16 protein-coding genes are annotated in these 14,450 nt (G+C 64.2%); 9 read left to right on the forward strand and 7 right to left on the reverse strand.

Translation table 11 applies throughout. The features are described 5' to 3' along the window. Positions 1-7 precede the first annotated feature (7 nt). Together ABFX19_RS07000 and ABFX19_RS07005 are read left to right on the forward strand one after the other, a co-directional pair. A complete protein-coding gene (locus ABFX19_RS07000; protein WP_346027887.1) occupies positions 8-706 on the forward strand; it encodes a FadR/GntR family transcriptional regulator in 699 nt (232 codons plus the stop codon). Positions 707-725: 19 nt separating this feature from the next. After that, positions 726-989: a glutaredoxin family protein gene (locus tag ABFX19_RS07005; RefSeq protein ID WP_277359321.1), complete on the forward strand. Its 264-nt coding sequence runs from the start codon at positions 726-728 to the stop codon at positions 987-989. Here ABFX19_RS07005 and ABFX19_RS07010 read toward each other — a convergent pair whose 3' ends face one another. Genes ABFX19_RS07010 through ABFX19_RS07025 form a run of 4 tightly spaced genes read right to left on the reverse strand, consistent with a single transcriptional unit; the run spans position 990 to position 4,560 of the window. Beyond that, entirely contained in the window at positions 990-1,391 is a 402-nt protein-coding gene (locus ABFX19_RS07010) for a universal stress protein (protein WP_056545999.1), read from the reverse strand. Between the two features lie 22 nt (positions 1,392-1,413). Continuing rightward, positions 1,414-2,928, reverse strand: coding sequence for a tripartite tricarboxylate transporter permease (locus ABFX19_RS07015; protein ID WP_277359322.1), 1,515 nt, complete (start codon positions 2,926-2,928; stop codon positions 1,414-1,416). A 25-nt stretch (positions 2,929-2,953) separates the two neighbouring features. Next, on the reverse strand, positions 2,954-3,505 hold the full coding sequence (locus ABFX19_RS07020; RefSeq protein ID WP_346027888.1) for a tripartite tricarboxylate transporter TctB family protein: 552 nt from the start codon (positions 3,503-3,505) through the stop codon (positions 2,954-2,956). Positions 3,506-3,555: 50 nt separating this feature from the next. Next, positions 3,556-4,560 carry a Bug family tripartite tricarboxylate transporter substrate binding protein gene (locus ABFX19_RS07025; protein ID WP_056546004.1) on the reverse strand — a complete coding sequence of 335 codons (1,005 nt, stop codon included), beginning with the start codon at positions 4,558-4,560 and terminating at the stop codon, positions 3,556-3,558. A gap of 156 nt (positions 4,561-4,716) precedes the next feature. Here ABFX19_RS07025 and ABFX19_RS07030 point away from each other — a divergent pair, with 156 nt between their 5' ends. The 5 genes from ABFX19_RS07030 (at position 4,717) to ABFX19_RS07050 (ending at position 10,741) form a co-directional block, all read left to right on the forward strand. Then, on the forward strand, positions 4,717-5,601 hold the full coding sequence (locus ABFX19_RS07030; RefSeq protein ID WP_056546006.1) for a LysR family transcriptional regulator: 885 nt from the start codon (positions 4,717-4,719) through the stop codon (positions 5,599-5,601). Between the two features lie 142 nt (positions 5,602-5,743). Further along, positions 5,744-6,691, forward strand: coding sequence for a 5-dehydro-4-deoxyglucarate dehydratase (gene kdgD, locus ABFX19_RS07035; RefSeq protein WP_346027889.1), 948 nt, complete (start codon positions 5,744-5,746; stop codon positions 6,689-6,691). Between the two features lie 51 nt (positions 6,692-6,742). Next, positions 6,743-8,389: an aldehyde dehydrogenase (NADP(+)) gene (locus ABFX19_RS07040; RefSeq protein WP_277359326.1), complete on the forward strand. Its 1,647-nt coding sequence runs from the start codon at positions 6,743-6,745 to the stop codon at positions 8,387-8,389. Further along, positions 8,386-9,714, forward strand: coding sequence for an enolase C-terminal domain-like protein (locus tag ABFX19_RS07045; RefSeq protein WP_346027890.1), 1,329 nt, complete (start codon positions 8,386-8,388; stop codon positions 9,712-9,714). The genes ABFX19_RS07040 and ABFX19_RS07045 overlap by 4 nt, the downstream gene beginning before the upstream one ends. Before the next feature lie 40 nt (positions 9,715-9,754). After that, positions 9,755-10,741: an AEC family transporter gene (locus ABFX19_RS07050; RefSeq protein WP_346027891.1), complete on the forward strand. Its 987-nt coding sequence runs from the start codon at positions 9,755-9,757 to the stop codon at positions 10,739-10,741. A 34-nt stretch (positions 10,742-10,775) separates the two neighbouring features. On the opposite strand, the gene ABFX19_RS07055 is transcribed toward ABFX19_RS07050, so the two are convergent. Next, a complete protein-coding gene (locus ABFX19_RS07055; protein WP_346027892.1) occupies positions 10,776-11,132 on the reverse strand; it encodes a VOC family protein in 357 nt (118 codons plus the stop codon). A 29-nt stretch (positions 11,133-11,161) separates the two neighbouring features. After that, a complete protein-coding gene (locus ABFX19_RS07060; RefSeq protein ID WP_346027893.1) occupies positions 11,162-11,533 on the reverse strand; it encodes a hypothetical protein in 372 nt (123 codons plus the stop codon). Between the two features lie 73 nt (positions 11,534-11,606). Between ABFX19_RS07060 and ABFX19_RS07065 the strand changes: the two genes are divergently transcribed. Continuing rightward, positions 11,607-12,263, forward strand: coding sequence for a cyclodeaminase/cyclohydrolase family protein (locus ABFX19_RS07065; protein ID WP_346027894.1), 657 nt, complete (start codon positions 11,607-11,609; stop codon positions 12,261-12,263). Here the strand turns inward: ABFX19_RS07065 and ABFX19_RS07070 are convergent. After that, on the reverse strand, positions 12,260-12,709 hold the full coding sequence (locus ABFX19_RS07070; RefSeq protein WP_277359331.1) for a GreA/GreB family elongation factor: 450 nt from the start codon (positions 12,707-12,709) through the stop codon (positions 12,260-12,262). The genes ABFX19_RS07065 and ABFX19_RS07070 overlap by 4 nt on opposite strands. Before the next feature lie 662 nt (positions 12,710-13,371). Here ABFX19_RS07070 and ABFX19_RS07075 point away from each other — a divergent pair. Further along, positions 13,372-14,421: a LacI family DNA-binding transcriptional regulator gene (locus ABFX19_RS07075; RefSeq protein WP_277359332.1), complete on the forward strand. Its 1,050-nt coding sequence runs from the start codon at positions 13,372-13,374 to the stop codon at positions 14,419-14,421. Positions 14,422-14,450 lie beyond the last annotated feature (29 nt).

Raw genomic sequence — 14,450 nt, forward strand, 5'->3', positions numbered from 1 at the left:
TAAGCGCATGAAGCAAACGCTGGCAGTCTCGCTCGTCGACAGCCTCCGCCGTCGGATTGTGGATGGCACCATCCCTTCCGGCGAGAAGCTGCCGAGCGAAAGCGCGCTCATCGGCGAGTTCGGCGTCAGCCGCACAGTGGTGCGGGAGGCGGTATCGCGTCTCCAGGCCGAGGGGCTTGTGTACACCCGGCGGGGGAGCGGCAGTTTCGCGCTGACCCCGCCGTCCCCGGACGAAGACTCGACGGGCGGCATGCGGCGGCCCCGGACCCGGGCGGAGCGGCACGCGCTGCTGTCATTTCGCGCGGGGGTGGAGAGTGAGGCGGCTGCGCTTGCGGCCGGTAACGCCACGCCTGCCATGATTGCCGCGCTCGATAGCACCCTCGAGGCCTTCGACGCAGCCGGCAACCACGCGGCAACGGCGGTCTCCTGCGACTTCGCGTTCCACCGGGCTGTGGCCGAGGCCAGCGGAAACTTCTACTTCGTTGACGCGCTGCTGTCGCTGGGGCCCGCCATGATTGCGATGCCGCCGGAGCGTCTTGAACCAGCCGACGACGGCGGCCAGTCAGAGCGGTTGCAGCGCGTCGCCGCAGAGCATCGTGCGGTACGCAACGCGATAGCTGCGGGGGATTCACTGACCGCCGCCGCTGCCATGCGGCTGCACCTGGTCAACTCGCGGTCCCGGCTGGGCCAGGAGTCCGGCTCCTAGCTCGCCGTACGATGGACGCATGACCAAAAACCCAGAAACCATCCGGATGTACGGGGCCGACTGGTGCCGTGACTGCATCCGCACCAAGCGGCAGCTGGATGAACTCGGCATCAGCTACGAGTACATCAACCTCGTTGAAACGCCGGATGCCGCTGAAGAAGCCAAGAGCATCTCCGGCAGGACCAACATTCCGGTAGTGGTGTACCCGGACGGCGCGCACCAGGTCGAACCGACCAACCCTGACGTCGAGGCGAAGCTTCGCGAGCTGAACCTGCTCGGTTAGTCAGTCGCGGCCGTCCGGCTTCACCGCGAGTACCGGGCGGTCCGCCTGCAGGAGGATGCGCTGCGCGTGTGAGCCCATGATGAACTTGCCCACCTGCGTGCGCTGGCGAAGGCCGATCACGATCAGCGAGACGTCGTGTTCGACCGCGAGCTCGAGGATTTCGTCCGCGAGGTCATCCCTGTGGGAGGGGCGAAGAACGCGCGCGGTGATGCCGGCGTCGGCGGCTGATTTTTGCAGCCGCGAAAGGTCTTCGTCGCTGGCAACCGACTTGTCCACGCGGGAGCCCTCGCGCACGGAGTTGACGATCAGCAGCTCCTCGCCGCGGAGCTTCGCCTCGGTGATTGCTGCTGCGACGGCCGCTTCGCCGACGGGTGTGGGCACGTAGCCGACCATGATGCTCATGGGTTCTCCTAGAAGTGTGCGATTAGGAATCTGCGTTAACGCGGGTGGTGTCGCGCTGGCGGCGGGCCAGGGCGGACTTGATCATGGGGCCCACTGCTACCAGGACGAAGATCACCAGCAGGGTGGCCGAGATGGGGCGGGTGAGGAAGCCCGAGACGTCGCCTTCGAGTACCAGCAGCGAGCGGCGGAGGTTCGACTCGAGGAGCTCACCGAGCACGAACGCCAGAACCAGCGGCCCGGGCTCGAAGCCGAACTTCTTCATCAGATAGCCGAGCGCCCCGAAGAGCACCACGAGCAGCACATCGAACATTGAATTACGGATGGTGTACGCGCCGAGGATGGTGATCAGCGCCGTGATAGGGGCGAGGATGGCGGCCCGAACCCGCAGGATCTTCACGAACAACCCCACCAGCGGGATGGACAGGATCAGGAGCAGGATGTTCCCGATGTACATGGAGTTCACCACGCCCCAAAACAGCTCCGGGTCTTCGGAGATCAGCTGAGGTCCAGGGGTGATGCCGTGGATCAGCAGCGCGCCAAAGATGATGGCCATCGTGGCGTTGGCCGGGATGCCAAGCGTGAGCAGCGGGATAAAGGAGCTCGTCGCAGCCGCGTTGTTGGCGGTCTCCGGTCCGGCTACGCCCTCGACGGCACCTTTGCCGAAGCGGGAGGGGTCCTTGGCCCGCTTCTTCTCCACCGCGTAGGACACCATGGAGGAGATCGTTGCCCCTCCGCCGGGAAGGATGCCGAGGAAGAAGCCCAGGACGGAGCCACGGCCGATAGCGCCGGAGGATTTGCGCAGGTCCGCACGGGAGGGCCACACATTGGCAACCTTCGCCGGTGCGCTGACCGCCCGGTGGCGCTCCTCAAGGTTGTAGAGGATCTCGCCGATTCCGAACAGACCCATCGCAATGGGTACGAAGTCGATGCCGTCGGCGAGGCTCAGGTTACCGAAGGTGAACCGTTCGGCGCCGGTGAAGACGTCGCGGCCGACGGTCGCCAGTAGCAGGCCGACGGCGGCGGCGATGAGTGCCTTGATCTTGGTTCCACCGCTGATGGTTGCAACCAGCAGGATGCCGACAAGCGCCAAGGCCGTGTACTCCGGCGGGCCGAAGTCGAGCGCGAAGCTGGCTACGAGCGGCGCCAGGAAGGTGAGGCCGATAATGGCGACCGTCCCGCCGATGAATGAACCGATGGCCGCGATGCCCAGGGCGGTTCCGGCTTTGCCCTGCTTGGCGAGGACGTAACCGTCAAACACGGTCACCACGGAGCTCGCCTCGCCGGGGAGCCGCAGGAGGACGGAGGTGATGGTTCCGCCGTATTGGGCGCCGTAGAAGATGCCGGCGAGCATGATGATCGCGGTGACGGGGTCAATGCCGTAGGTCAGGGGCAGCAGGATTGCGATGGTTGCTGCGGGGCCGAGGCCGGGCAGCACGCCGATGAGCATGCCGATGACGACGCCCATCAGGCAGTAGAGGAGGTTCTGCGGGTCCAGCACTACGCCGAAGCCGTTCAGAACCGGGTCGAAGAAATCCATGGTGGGTCCTTTGGTCCGTCAGGTCTTAGAACAGGTGGGGGATGGACGTCCCCAGACCCAGGATGAAGATGGCGTAGAAAGCGGCAACAACGAGCACTGAATAGAGAGTGGCTGAACGCCAGGTCTCGCCACCGAGGAACTTCATCCAGACGAAGCACAGCAGTAGCGCCGGAATCTCGAAGCCGATGACCGGCATCAGCCACACCATGGCCAACAGCGTGACGAAGCCGAAGCCTGCCATGCGGGACAGCGGGGAGAATCTTTCGCCGTCCACACCCCCGCGCCGGCCGACAACCAGCTGCGCGAGGGCGAGGACGGCGATGATGAGACTGATAATGAACGGCCACGTCCCGGGGCGTGGCTCGCCCGGTGTGCCCAGGCCGAGACCAACAGCAATGACCATGCCTGCGACGCCGACGCCGGCCGCCACGAGTGAGGCGGCAAGGTTGGCCGTGGAGCCCGACGGCGGTGGAGAATCTGCCGCCCATTCGGCGGCGAGTTCCTCCGGCGTCAGATCTGGAACACCAGGGACATCGGTGCCTGTGCTTTCGGCTTCGAAGTCGTGATTCCGCTTCATGGTGATGCTCATTTCAGCTGATGGTCTCGGCTGGGACAGGAAACGGGCTCTTACTCGCCGGAAAGCGAGATGTCGTACTCCTCAACCAGTGCCTTGTACTGCTCTGCGAGGGCGTTCCACTCCTCGACAACCTCTTCACCGGTTACTTCCCACGGGGTCAGGATGTTCTGCTGGTTGAACTCCTGGTAGGTCTCGGAGTCACGGACCGACTGCACGGACTCGATGAGTCGCTCTTTCACGTCCTCGGGAAGACCCTTGGGCGCAGCCAGTGCGCGGTACTGCGACACGGGAACCTCATAGCCTTCTTCGATGGCGGTCGGGGTGTCGGGAAGGAACTCGGGGCGCTCTTCAGCGAAGGTAACGATCGGCGTGACGGTGCCGGCTTCAATCTGGGGGAGAGCTTCACCAAGCTGGATTGTGGCGACGTCGACCTGGTCACCCATGACAGCGGTCAGGGCCGGCGAGCCTGAATCGAACGGTACTGCGGTTCCGTCAATCTCGGCCTGGGCGAAAAGAACCGCCTGGGCCAGCTGGGAGCCGGTGCCGACGCCGGTGGTGCCGAAGTTCAGTTCTTCGGTGCTTTCCTGAATATCTGCGAGGGTCTCAAACCCGGACTCCGGGCTGGCTACCAATACGTAATCGTCCTGGGAAAGACCCGCGATGACGTCCAGATTGTCCAGATTCACTGCCTCGTCCTCGCCGACAGCGAGCGGCGTGATGGTGATGAGGGAGGCGTTGAGGAGGATGAGATTCTGTCCATCCGCCTCCATGGCGGCAACTTCCTTGGTGGCCAGCGCGCCGTTGGCTCCAGCCTTATTAACCACGGGCACGGCAACGCCGAGGTCTTCCGCCATCCCCTCGGCAACGGCGCGTGCGATGCGATCGGTCGAACCACCGGCATCCTGGCCAACAGTGATCGTTACGGGGCCGCTGGGGAACGCTTCGCCGGATTCAGCGCTGCCCCCGGCCACGTTACCGCCGCAGGCTGACAGGGCGAGAACACCGGCAGCGGCAGTGGTTGTGATCAGGGTGCGGCGGGTAGATGATGCTTTCACGTGTTGGTACTCCTCATTCAGGAACGGCGTTGTTCGGCTACAGGCCTGGAGCAAAGGTGTGATGGCACTCACGGCTCGGCCCTGAGAAGACTGTACGGAGCGGTTATGATGCATGTCCAAGCCAACATATGCATGAAGTGATACCCGGAAGGCATCATGTTCACTCTTGATCAGGCACACAGTTTTGTCATCGTCGCCGAAGAGCTGCACTTCGGCCGGGCAGCCGAACGGCTCAATATGACCCAGCCCCCGCTGAGCCGCCAGATCCAGAAACTGGAGCGCAGTGTCGGCGTCGAGCTGCTGTTGCGCGACAACCGGAAAGTGTCGCTCACTGCTGCCGGCCGCGCCTTCCTGGTGGAAGCCAGGAAGCTCGTCGTCGCCGCCGAGAGGGCACCGCGGACGGCGCAGCGCATTGCGGCAGGCAAGTCCGGTCAACTGCGGGTCGGGTTCACCGCCGCTTCCGGTTTCAGCCTCCTTGGGCCGCTGCTGACGGAGATCGCAACGGAACTGCCCGACGTCGATGTGGAGCTTCAGGAGCTCGTCACCGGTGAGCAGCTGGCAGCGCTCATCGACGGCGACCTGGACCTTGGCCTCGCCCGGCCGGCTTTCGACGCTGATCTCTTCGAGTCGCATCTGATGTTCACCGAGGATCTTCTGCTGGCAGTCCCATCGGGGCACGAGCTTGACCAGCTGAACCGCTTGTTGACGGTGGCGGACCTCAAGGGCGTCCCGCTGATCATGCATTCGCCGACCAAGGCCCGGTACTTCTACGACCTGGTGGTCCGCACCATTCCGGTGGAGCACGGCAATGTAGTTCATACGGTGAGCCAGGTCCTCACGATGGTGGCGCTGGTTGCTGCCGGGCGGGGAGTGGCCTTCGTTCCGGAGTCGACAAGCCTCTTGGGGGTAGAGGGTGTCTCCTACCTGCGCCTGGCGGATATTGAACCGGACGCCGTCGAGCTTTATGCCATTTGGAGCAGGGAGCTGCGTAACCCGGCCCTCGGCAGGCTCCTTGAGGTCATCCGGACCAAGGACCTGTAGGTCCTTTTGATACCCGCAGGGCATCAGTCCATTCAAAAGTGGGCTTGGACAGGCATCACCCGATTTCCTACGGTTGAAGTAATCCATCAAGGAAGCACCACCCCTCGCCGTTCACGGCGATCTGCCCTAAGGAAGATGCATCGTGGCCCAGTACGAGCCCCAGGAACTTGCCCAAAAGCTGAAGGACGGCCTGCTGTCCTTCCCGGTAACCGCCTTCACGCCGGAGCTGGCCGTGGACGAGGACGCCTACCGGCAGCACCTGTCCTGGCAGGCGAGTTTCGGCGTCGCAGGTCTCTTCGCGGCCGGCGGCACCGGTGAGGGTTTCAGCCTGACGCCCGCAGAAGCGGCTCAGGTCATCCGCGCGGCCGTCGAGGAGGTCGGCACCAAGGTGCCTGTCCTCGCCTCCGCAGGTGGTTCCACCGCCCAGGCCATCCAGAACGCTCAGGACGCCGAGGCTGCCGGCGCCGAGGGCCTCCTGCTGCTCCCGCCGTACCTCACCGAGTGCGACCAGGAGGGGCTCCTGGCCCACGTCAGCGCGGTCTGCTCCGCTACGAACATCGGCGTCATCGTCTACAACCGCGCCAATGCCATCTACTCGGCAGATACCGTTGCCCGCCTCGCCGAGCGCCACCCGAACTTCATCGGGTTCAAGGACGCCATCGGGGACATCGAGCATCTCACCAAGGTCTACGCCAGGAACGGCGACCGGCTCTTCTACCTGGGTGGCCTGCCCACCGCCGAGACCTTCGCCCTCCCGCTGCTGCAGCTGGGAATGAGCACCTACTCTTCGGCGCTGTACAACTTCGTTCCCGAGTTCGCGCTTGAGTTCTATGGCGACGTCCGGAGGCAGGACCACGCAGCGGTCACCGAGAAGCTGCAGCGCTTTGTGCTGCCCTACCTCGACATCCGCGACCGGGTGCGCGGTTACGGCGTCTCGATCGTCAAGGGCGGGCTGAAGGTCGTCGGCCGCGATGTCGGCGGCGTCCGCCCGCCGCTGCAGAACCTGACGGAGGCTGATCTCGCTGACCTCGGGGCGCTCATCGACGCCGCCGGTATCCGTCCTGCACCCGCCGCGCTCACCCACGCCTGACACCAGCACTTCCAGAAAAAACCAACCGGACACCATCGGTAAGGAGCTTTCATGCCTACGCAGCACGCCACACTTCAGGGTCACTCCATCATCGCCGGGCAGGGAACTGCCGGGAACGGCAAGACCGTCTGCGGCTTCAATCCGGCCACCAACGAGACGCTGGAGCCCGCCTACTCCCTGATCGACGAGGCACAGCTCAGTGAAGCGACCTCCGCCGCGGAGGAAGCCTTCGACTCCCTCAGCACCCTCGATCCCGAAACCCATGCGGCTTTTTTGGCGAGCATTGCCGACCGCATTGAAGCAGCGGGTGAGGAAATCGTTGCCCGTGCCATGCTCGAGACCGGCCTGCCGGAACCACGCATGCGCGGCGAGCTTGCCCGCACCACCGCCCAGCTTCGTCTCTTCGCTTCGGTGGTTCGCCAGGGCGATCACCGCGGCGTCCGGATAGACCCTGCACAACCCGACCGCACCCCGATGCCACGCGCGGACATCCGGCAGCGGAAGGTGCCCCTCGGTCCCGTTGCCGTCTTCGGCGCGAGCAACTTCCCACTGGCTTTCTCCACTGCCGGTGGTGACACTGCGTCGGCGCTCGCCGCGGGCTGCCCGGTGATCTTCAAGGCGCATAACGCCCACCCCGGCACCAGCGAGCTGGTTGGCCGCGCTATCACGGAGGCCGTGAACGACGCCGGCCTCCACCCGGGCGTCTTCTCCCTCATCTACGGTCCCGGTGCCAGTATTGGCCAGGCCCTCGTCTCGGATCCGGTCATTCAGGCGGTCGGCTTCACCGGCTCGCGTTCCGGTGGCACGGCGCTCATGGCAACAGCCGCCGCGCGGCCCCAGCCCATTCCGGTGTACGCGGAAATGAGCTCGATCAACCCGGTCATCTTCTTTGAGGGTGCCCTGCAGGGCGATCTCGACGGGCTCGCTGCCGCGTATGTCACCTCCGTCACCGGATCCAGTGGACAGCTGTGCACCTCACCCGGCCTGGTCTTCGTGCCAACCGGCGAGGCCGGCGACAACTTCCTTGCCGCGGTCACCCGTGCGCTCGAACCTTCGGCGGGACAGACCATGCTCACGCGTGGAATCGCGGACTCCTGGAATGCAGGCGTTGAAGCGCTGGGATCGCAGGCCGGGGTCGAGCTGGTTGCCCAGGGCACAGACGGGGCCACAGAGAACGCGCCCGCACCGGTTGTCTACGGCACCCAGGCAGAGACGTTTCTCAGCAACCCTGTTCTGCACGAGGAAATCTTCGGTGCCGCGTCGCTCGTGGTGCACTACTCCTCCACAAAGGAATTGGTGGCGGCAGCGAAGCGCCTCGAAGGGCAGTTGACCGCTACCCTGCACCTCACCGACTCGGACTACGAGACCGCGGCGAGCGTCCTGCCCGTGCTGGAGCGCAAGGTTGGCCGCATTCTCGCCAACGGCTGGCCCACCGGCGTCGAGGTTGGTCACGCGATGGTTCACGGCGGCCCGTTCCCTGCCACCTCGGATACCCGCACGACGTCGGTCGGCACCCTCGCGATCGAGCGTTTCCTGCGGCCGGTCGCCTACCAGAACATTCCAGAGGTGCTCCGCCCCGCCGCAATCCAGGACGGCAATCCCTGGCAGCTGAACCGCCGGATTGACGGCACGGTAGTGCCGGCGACGGAGGGTGAGGGCAACGGTACAACCATCAAGGCCACCGGGGAGGACGCGTGACCGCCCAGCCAACCATCGCCGTCGTCGAGGTTGTCCCGGTTGCCGGGCACGACTCGATGCTGCTCAACCTCTCGGGAGCGCACGGGCCGTTCTTCACCCGCAACGTCATCATTATCACCGATTCCGACGGCCGTACCGGGCTGGGCGAGGTTCCCGGAGGGGAGGCGATCCGCTCCACCATCGAGGAAGCAGGCCGGTTGCTGAAGGGCAAGCCGGTAGCGCGTTTCCGCAGTCTCCTGCGCATCGTCGCCGCCGCGTTCGCTGATCGCGACGCCGGTGGGCGCGGGCTCCAGACGTTCGACCTGCGCACAGCTGTCCACGCGGTTACCGCGATCGAGTCGGCCCTGCTGGACCTGCACGGCCAATTCCTTGGGGTTCCCGTTGCCGAGCTCCTGGGCGACGGTCAGCAGCGCGACGCCGTGCCGATGGTCGGCTACCTCTTTTACGTGGGAAATCCGGATTCCACCGACCTGCCGTACCTGCGCGAGCAGGATTCCTCCGACGACTGGGTGCGTGTCCGGCGGGAAGAAGCGATGACGCCTGCCGCCGTCGTCCGCCTGGCCGAAGCAGCACAGGCACGCTACGGTTTCGCGGACTTCAAGCTCAAGGGCGGAGTGCACGCGGGCGATGACGAGGTGGACGCCGTCGTCGCGCTCAAGGAACGCTTCCCGGACGCGAGGATCACGCTCGATCCGAACGGGGGCTGGCTGCTGGAGGATGCCATCCGGCTGGGGAAGCGGATGCAGGGCGTTGTGGCCTACGCCGAGGATCCCTGCGGCGCCGAAGGACGGTTCTCCGGCCGTGAGGTCATGGCGGAGTTCCGCCGCGCCACCGGGCTGAGGACGGCGACCAACATGATCGCGACGGACTGGCGGGAGATGGCCCATGCCGTTCGCTCCAACGCCGTGGACATCCCGCTCGCTGATCCGCACTTCTGGACTATGGCCGGCTCGGTCCGGGTGGCGCAGCTCTGCAACGAGTTCGGGTTGACCTGGGGATCGCACTCCAACAACCACTTCGACATCTCGCTGGCCATGTTCACCCACGTCGGCGCTGCCGCTCCTGGCGAAATCACGGCGATGGACACGCACTGGATCTGGCAGGACGGCCAAGGGCTCACCACCAGCCCGCTGCAGATCCGTGGCGGCGAGATCAGGGTTCCGGACGCACCCGGACTAGGGATCGAGTTGGACCGCGGCCGCCTCGAAGAAGCGCATGCATTGTATCTTGAGCACGGTCTTGGCGCCCGCGATGATGCCGCGTCCATGCAATACCTGATCTCCGAGTGGACGTTTGACCCGAAGAGGCCCTGCCTGGTCCGCTGATGCAGGGTCAGTAGGAATCGACAGGTAAACAGGAGGGTTTGTGGAGGGGGTTCTCCTCGGGTTCGGCATTGTCCTGGCGCTGGTCGGCGTTGGCATTGTCGCCTCGATCCTCCTCCCAACCCGCACCCGGGCCATGCAGGAGGGGCTCACGCCGGTGATTTACTACATCACCAACCCGGCGCTCATGTTCATCCTGCTCGCCGAGACCGAACTTGCTGAAGTCCTGAGCATCTACACGCCGATCGCGCTCCTGGTTGCTGCCGCGACCGCCGTTGTCTATGCGCTGTTCAGCCGCTTCATCCTCAAACGCCCGGCGGCACAGACAGCGGTGGGGGCGATGGCGTCCTGCTACGTCAACGCCGGCAACATCGGCATACCTATTGCCCTGTATGCGGTGGGGAGTTCCGCCCCGGTGGTCTCGGTGCTGCTGGCCCAATTGCTGGTGATCGCGCCGGTCTTCCTCACAATCTTCGCCTGGTGCGGCAGGAAGACAAGCCCTGCCGGCTCATCGACGGCGCCCGGGCCCGCCGGTGGTTCCCAGTCTCAGCGCAGGTCACCGACGCTTGCGCGGACGGTTCTGCGGTCGGTGGCCAATCCCGTCACTCTCGGGACGGCCGCAGGGGCACTGTTTGCCGCAACCTCGCTCACGCTGCCGGCAATAATCTGGACGCCGCTGGAGATGCTTGGCCAAGCGTCAATCCCGCTGCTCCTGATGGTTTTCGGTATGAGTCTCCGGGGACAGAAGCCGCTGGCACAGCGGAGCCTGCGTGCCGACGTCGTGCTCGGAAGTGTGGTGAAGCTCGCGCTGATGCCGGTCATCGCGTGGGTGGTTGCTTACTACCTCTTCCGTGTCGAGGGCACAGCGCTGCTCGGCGTGGTGGCCATGGCGGCGCTGCCCACCGCGCAGAACGTGTTCCTGTTCTCCGCCCAGTTCGGGTTGAAGGTCACGCTGGTCCGCGACATCATCCTGATGAGTTCGTTGCTGGCACTGCCGGCGTCTCTGTTGGTGGCGGTTCTGCTGGGATAAGCGATCCGCCGGGAGGGACAGGGCTGTGCCGGGGCTATCCCGAGCAGAGGCAGAAGGGGTGTCCAGCCGGGTCCAGAAAAACGCGGAATGATTCGCCCGGCTGGTGCTCGTGCTTGATTGCTCCGAGTTCGAGTACGGCGGCTTCGGCTGCATCCAGATCATCCACTATCACGTCCAGGTGCATTTGCTGCGGGGAGTGCTGGCCCGGCCACTCAGGCGGCGAATAGTCCCCCACCTTCTGGAAGCAGATGCACTGGCCGTAGTCCGCCTGGACCTCAACCCAGTCAGGCTCTTGCTTGACCTTCCAGTCCAGCATGGTCCCGTAAAACCGTGCGAGGGCAAGGGGATCGGGACAATCAATAACGGTCGTGGGAAACCTTGCGATAGCCATGCCCATACCGTACGTACAGTTGCGGTCGATTAGTGTCCGCATGAGGGGTCTTTTCCTGCGGTCACTGCGTGCAACACGGATTCGTCCGGCAGGGTGATGCCCGGCCAGACAATCTTGGACCGGCCGCGTGCGCGCTTCATCGCGGCAGGTACAAGGGACAGGTCCGCACCGGCCTCAAAGCAGATCTGTGCAACGAGGGGATGCGACCAGCTGCTGGTCGGTTTGCCCTCGATCGATCCGAGATACATTCCGGCGACCTCCGCGAGGACCTGCGGGCTGACGCCGTGAATAGTCCTGATTTCGCTGACGGCGCTGCCGAGGTCGAAGGGCCGTGTTGTTGCGTGACGGATGGCGGTCCCGGCCACCCATGAAGCGACAATCTGAGGGTCTCTCGCAAGCATGGCGTCAGCATAGAAGCCGGCTCTGACATCCCGCTCCATTTCATACATGCGTACATTGGGACAGACTTGCCTCATGGTTGATTCAGAAATCACAACTTCCGGCTCCACAGTCGAGGAATGGACACAGGCTCTCGGGGAATCGGTGGGTTCGCCCGGCGGCGGTGCAGGAGCAGGGGTCATGCTCGCCATTGCAGCGTCGCTGACCTCTATGGTCGCGGGGTACACCGATCCCGGCGCTGAGCAGGGAGAGCAGTTGGAGAGGCTGCTGGCCCGGGCGCAGGAGCTGCGCCGGACCGCCCTGCGGTTGGCGGATGATGACGCGGCCGCTTCGCGCGCCTTCGGTTCCGCGTTCCGATTGAACGAGGGCGACGAGCGCGACCGGGCCATCCGCGAGGCATCGCTGGGCGCCGCGCGGTCATCCGCAATGCTGGGAGATCACGCCATCGCTGCGATTGATGACCTGTCCTGGTTGGCGGAGAACGGCAATAAGGCACTGATAGCGGACGTCGTGGTGGCCTTTGGTGCACTTCGCGCGGCCGTGACCGGAGCCCGAACGAATGTCAGCTTCGATCTGGCCACGCTGAGATCTTCCGGCCTCACACTCGAGCAGGTCCGCGAGCAGCAACCCCGCCTCTGGGCAGCCGTCGAGAAGCTTGATGCAGCAATTGTGCGGATCGATGAGGCGACGGCTGCCGTGGACCACCGTGCTGCCCCCACCGACTCGGCCTAACGCTGGCCGCCCGCCTGGCCGGGTCCCGTGTACGGAGTGGCAGCGATGATCGAGATGGTGACCTGCCGCTTGTTCGGCGCCGTGTAAGAGGTGACATCCCCGGGTCGCAGACCGCGGATGGCTACACCCAGAGGGCTCTGTTCGCTGAAAACGTTTAGCTCCTCCGTTCCCAGGATGACTCGGTTTCCCATCAGGAACACTTCGGGCTGCCCGTCGATGCAGGCTTCAATCAGCATGCCCGGCTCTACGATTCCATCATCTGCGGGTGAATGGATGTTCACGTTCTTCAGCAGTGCCGTCAGCTGCCTGATGCGTGATTCCCTGGCCATTTGTTGGCTGGACTCTTCCTGCTGCCCCCGTGCATTGAGCAATACGTCCAGTTCCCGCTTCAGACGCGTATAGGCCTCCTGTGTGAGCCAGGTAGCGGGGGCAACTGAATGCAGCATTTCACTCCTAAAATACGTGCGGGCACCACCGGAAGAACCGAGTGAACGAAGGTCCGGGGCGGTGATGAATGTTTGAGCATAGCCCATTCCTGTTTTTTAGCAATTCCGGAGATCGTGAGGGCTGCATATTTCTTCGACAGCGTCAGGACTGGCTTTAAAAATATAAATGGGTATGGTTCTCGGTATTGATGAGGAAGGCGGTGATCCCCGTGTCAGGAAAGTCTCCCCGGAGCGCTGGCGTGAAAAAGCAAGGAAAGTCCATCCTTGAAAAGCGTGCCCAGAAGAGGGCAAAGGCAGAGTCCAGCGAATCGCTGTTCGCCAAGCCCCGCAAGAACCAGCGGTAGCTGAAGCTTCAGTGGTGTCCCGCTCATGCCTTCCGCCAGTCGACGTTCCTCCCACGGGTTGGTGAAGATCGGGCGTGAGCGGGATGCCGCTGATCGGTTTTGTATGCAATTCGGGTCCTTTTCCGGGTGAACTGTTCGCGGCGGAATATCGCGCTCGCCGGGTTCAGTTAAATTCCTGATAAGTAGTCAAACCTTCTCTTTTCGGAGCACGGTTCAAGGGGTTTTGGGTATTTTATGGCGTGGTGCGGATGAACATTTCGACGCGACTGGCTGTGCTATTTCTGCAGAGTTTTTCCCTGATCAAGTACCGTTTCCTGTGTGACCGTGAACAGTGAACCGACGCCGTCGTCTGCCGGGCAGCCGCCCGCGCGCAGCCGCTCCGCGAACATCCGCGACGTCGCGAAGGCGGCAGGTGTCTCTCACCAGACAGTCTCGCGCGTGATCAACGGGCACCCGAGCCTGCGCGAGAGCACGCGGCAGCGGGTTCTCGACGCGATGGAAGCACTCCAGTTCCGCCCCAACCGCGCGGCCCGCTCGCTGGTCACCAGCCGCTCCGGCATGATCGGCGTGTTGGTCACAAACGGCACCTACTTCGGTCCGGCGTCGACCAGGGCTGCAATTGAATCTGCAGCCTCCACTGCCGGCTACCTTGTCGATACGGCTACGCTTACGTCCCTTGAAGAGACCGCTTTCAAAGAAGCCCTTGGACGGCTGGTTGATCACGCGGTTGAGGGACTCATTGTCCTGGCGCCGCAGGAGGCTACCCTGCGCCAGCTCGTTCACTTGCCCGTCAAGTTGCCCATGGTCACGGTGCATTCGACATCAGCAGCGGACGATCACGGGCTCTCGGTTGATCAGGTGGCCGGCGCCAGGCTCGCAACCCGACATCTGCTGGAGTTGGGCCACCGCAGCATCGCGCATGTTGCGGGACCGGACGGCTGGGTGGAGTCGAAGGAGAGAATTCGGGGGTTTCGTACTGAAATGGCGAACTGGGGTTTGGATTCGTCCCGGATTGTCACCGGTGACTGGACCTCCGACAGCGGTTTCCGGATAGGCCAGGAGCTCCTTGCCGCAGACCCGCCCACGGCAGTCTTCTCCTCCAATGACCAGATGGCGTTGGGGCTCACGCATGCCTGCGGTGACCGCGGTCTCCGGGTTCCTGAGGACATCAGCATTGTTGGGTTCGACGATGTGCCTGATGCGCGGCATTTCGCCCCACCCCTCACGACGGTTCGCCAGGACTTCGACGAACTGGGACGGCGCTGCGTGGCGCACCTGCTCACTCAACTGGGAGTGCCCGTACAGAGCGCACCGCGGACCGTTGTTCCCGAACTCATCGTCCGGCAGTCAGCCGCCTCCCCCCGGTAGACCGCCCGTCGGACATCCGCCGCGGGGAT

Origin of the sequence: Arthrobacter parietis, assembly GCF_039530425.1 — a bacterium.
Classification (GTDB): Bacteria; Actinomycetota; Actinomycetes; order Actinomycetales; family Micrococcaceae; genus Arthrobacter_D; species Arthrobacter_D parietis.

Excerpts from the sequence above, each read along its gene's own strand:
- ABFX19_RS07000 (WP_346027887.1), top strand. The coding sequence starts at position 8 with ATGAAGCAAACGCTGGCAGTCTCGCTCGTCGACAGCCTCCGCCGTCGG.
- ABFX19_RS07005 (WP_277359321.1), top strand. The coding sequence starts at position 726 with ATGACCAAAAACCCAGAAACCATCCGGATGTACGGGGCCGACTGGTGC.
- ABFX19_RS07010 (WP_056545999.1), bottom strand. The coding sequence starts at position 1,391 with ATGAGCATCATGGTCGGCTACGTGCCCACACCCGTCGGCGAAGCGGCC.
- ABFX19_RS07015 (WP_277359322.1), bottom strand. The coding sequence starts at position 2,928 with ATGGATTTCTTCGACCCGGTTCTGAACGGCTTCGGCGTAGTGCTGGAC.
- ABFX19_RS07020 (WP_346027888.1), bottom strand. The coding sequence starts at position 3,505 with ATGAAGCGGAATCACGACTTCGAAGCCGAAAGCACAGGCACCGATGTC.
- ABFX19_RS07030 (WP_056546006.1), top strand. The coding sequence starts at position 4,717 with ATGTTCACTCTTGATCAGGCACACAGTTTTGTCATCGTCGCCGAAGAG.
- ABFX19_RS07040 (WP_277359326.1), top strand. The coding sequence starts at position 6,743 with ATGCCTACGCAGCACGCCACACTTCAGGGTCACTCCATCATCGCCGGG.
- ABFX19_RS07055 (WP_346027892.1), bottom strand. The coding sequence starts at position 11,132 with ATGGCTATCGCAAGGTTTCCCACGACCGTTATTGATTGTCCCGATCCC.
- ABFX19_RS07060 (WP_346027893.1), bottom strand. The coding sequence starts at position 11,533 with ATGCTTGCGAGAGACCCTCAGATTGTCGCTTCATGGGTGGCCGGGACC.
- ABFX19_RS07065 (WP_346027894.1), top strand. The coding sequence starts at position 11,607 with ATGGTTGATTCAGAAATCACAACTTCCGGCTCCACAGTCGAGGAATGG.
- ABFX19_RS07070 (WP_277359331.1), bottom strand. The coding sequence starts at position 12,709 with ATGCTGCATTCAGTTGCCCCCGCTACCTGGCTCACACAGGAGGCCTAT.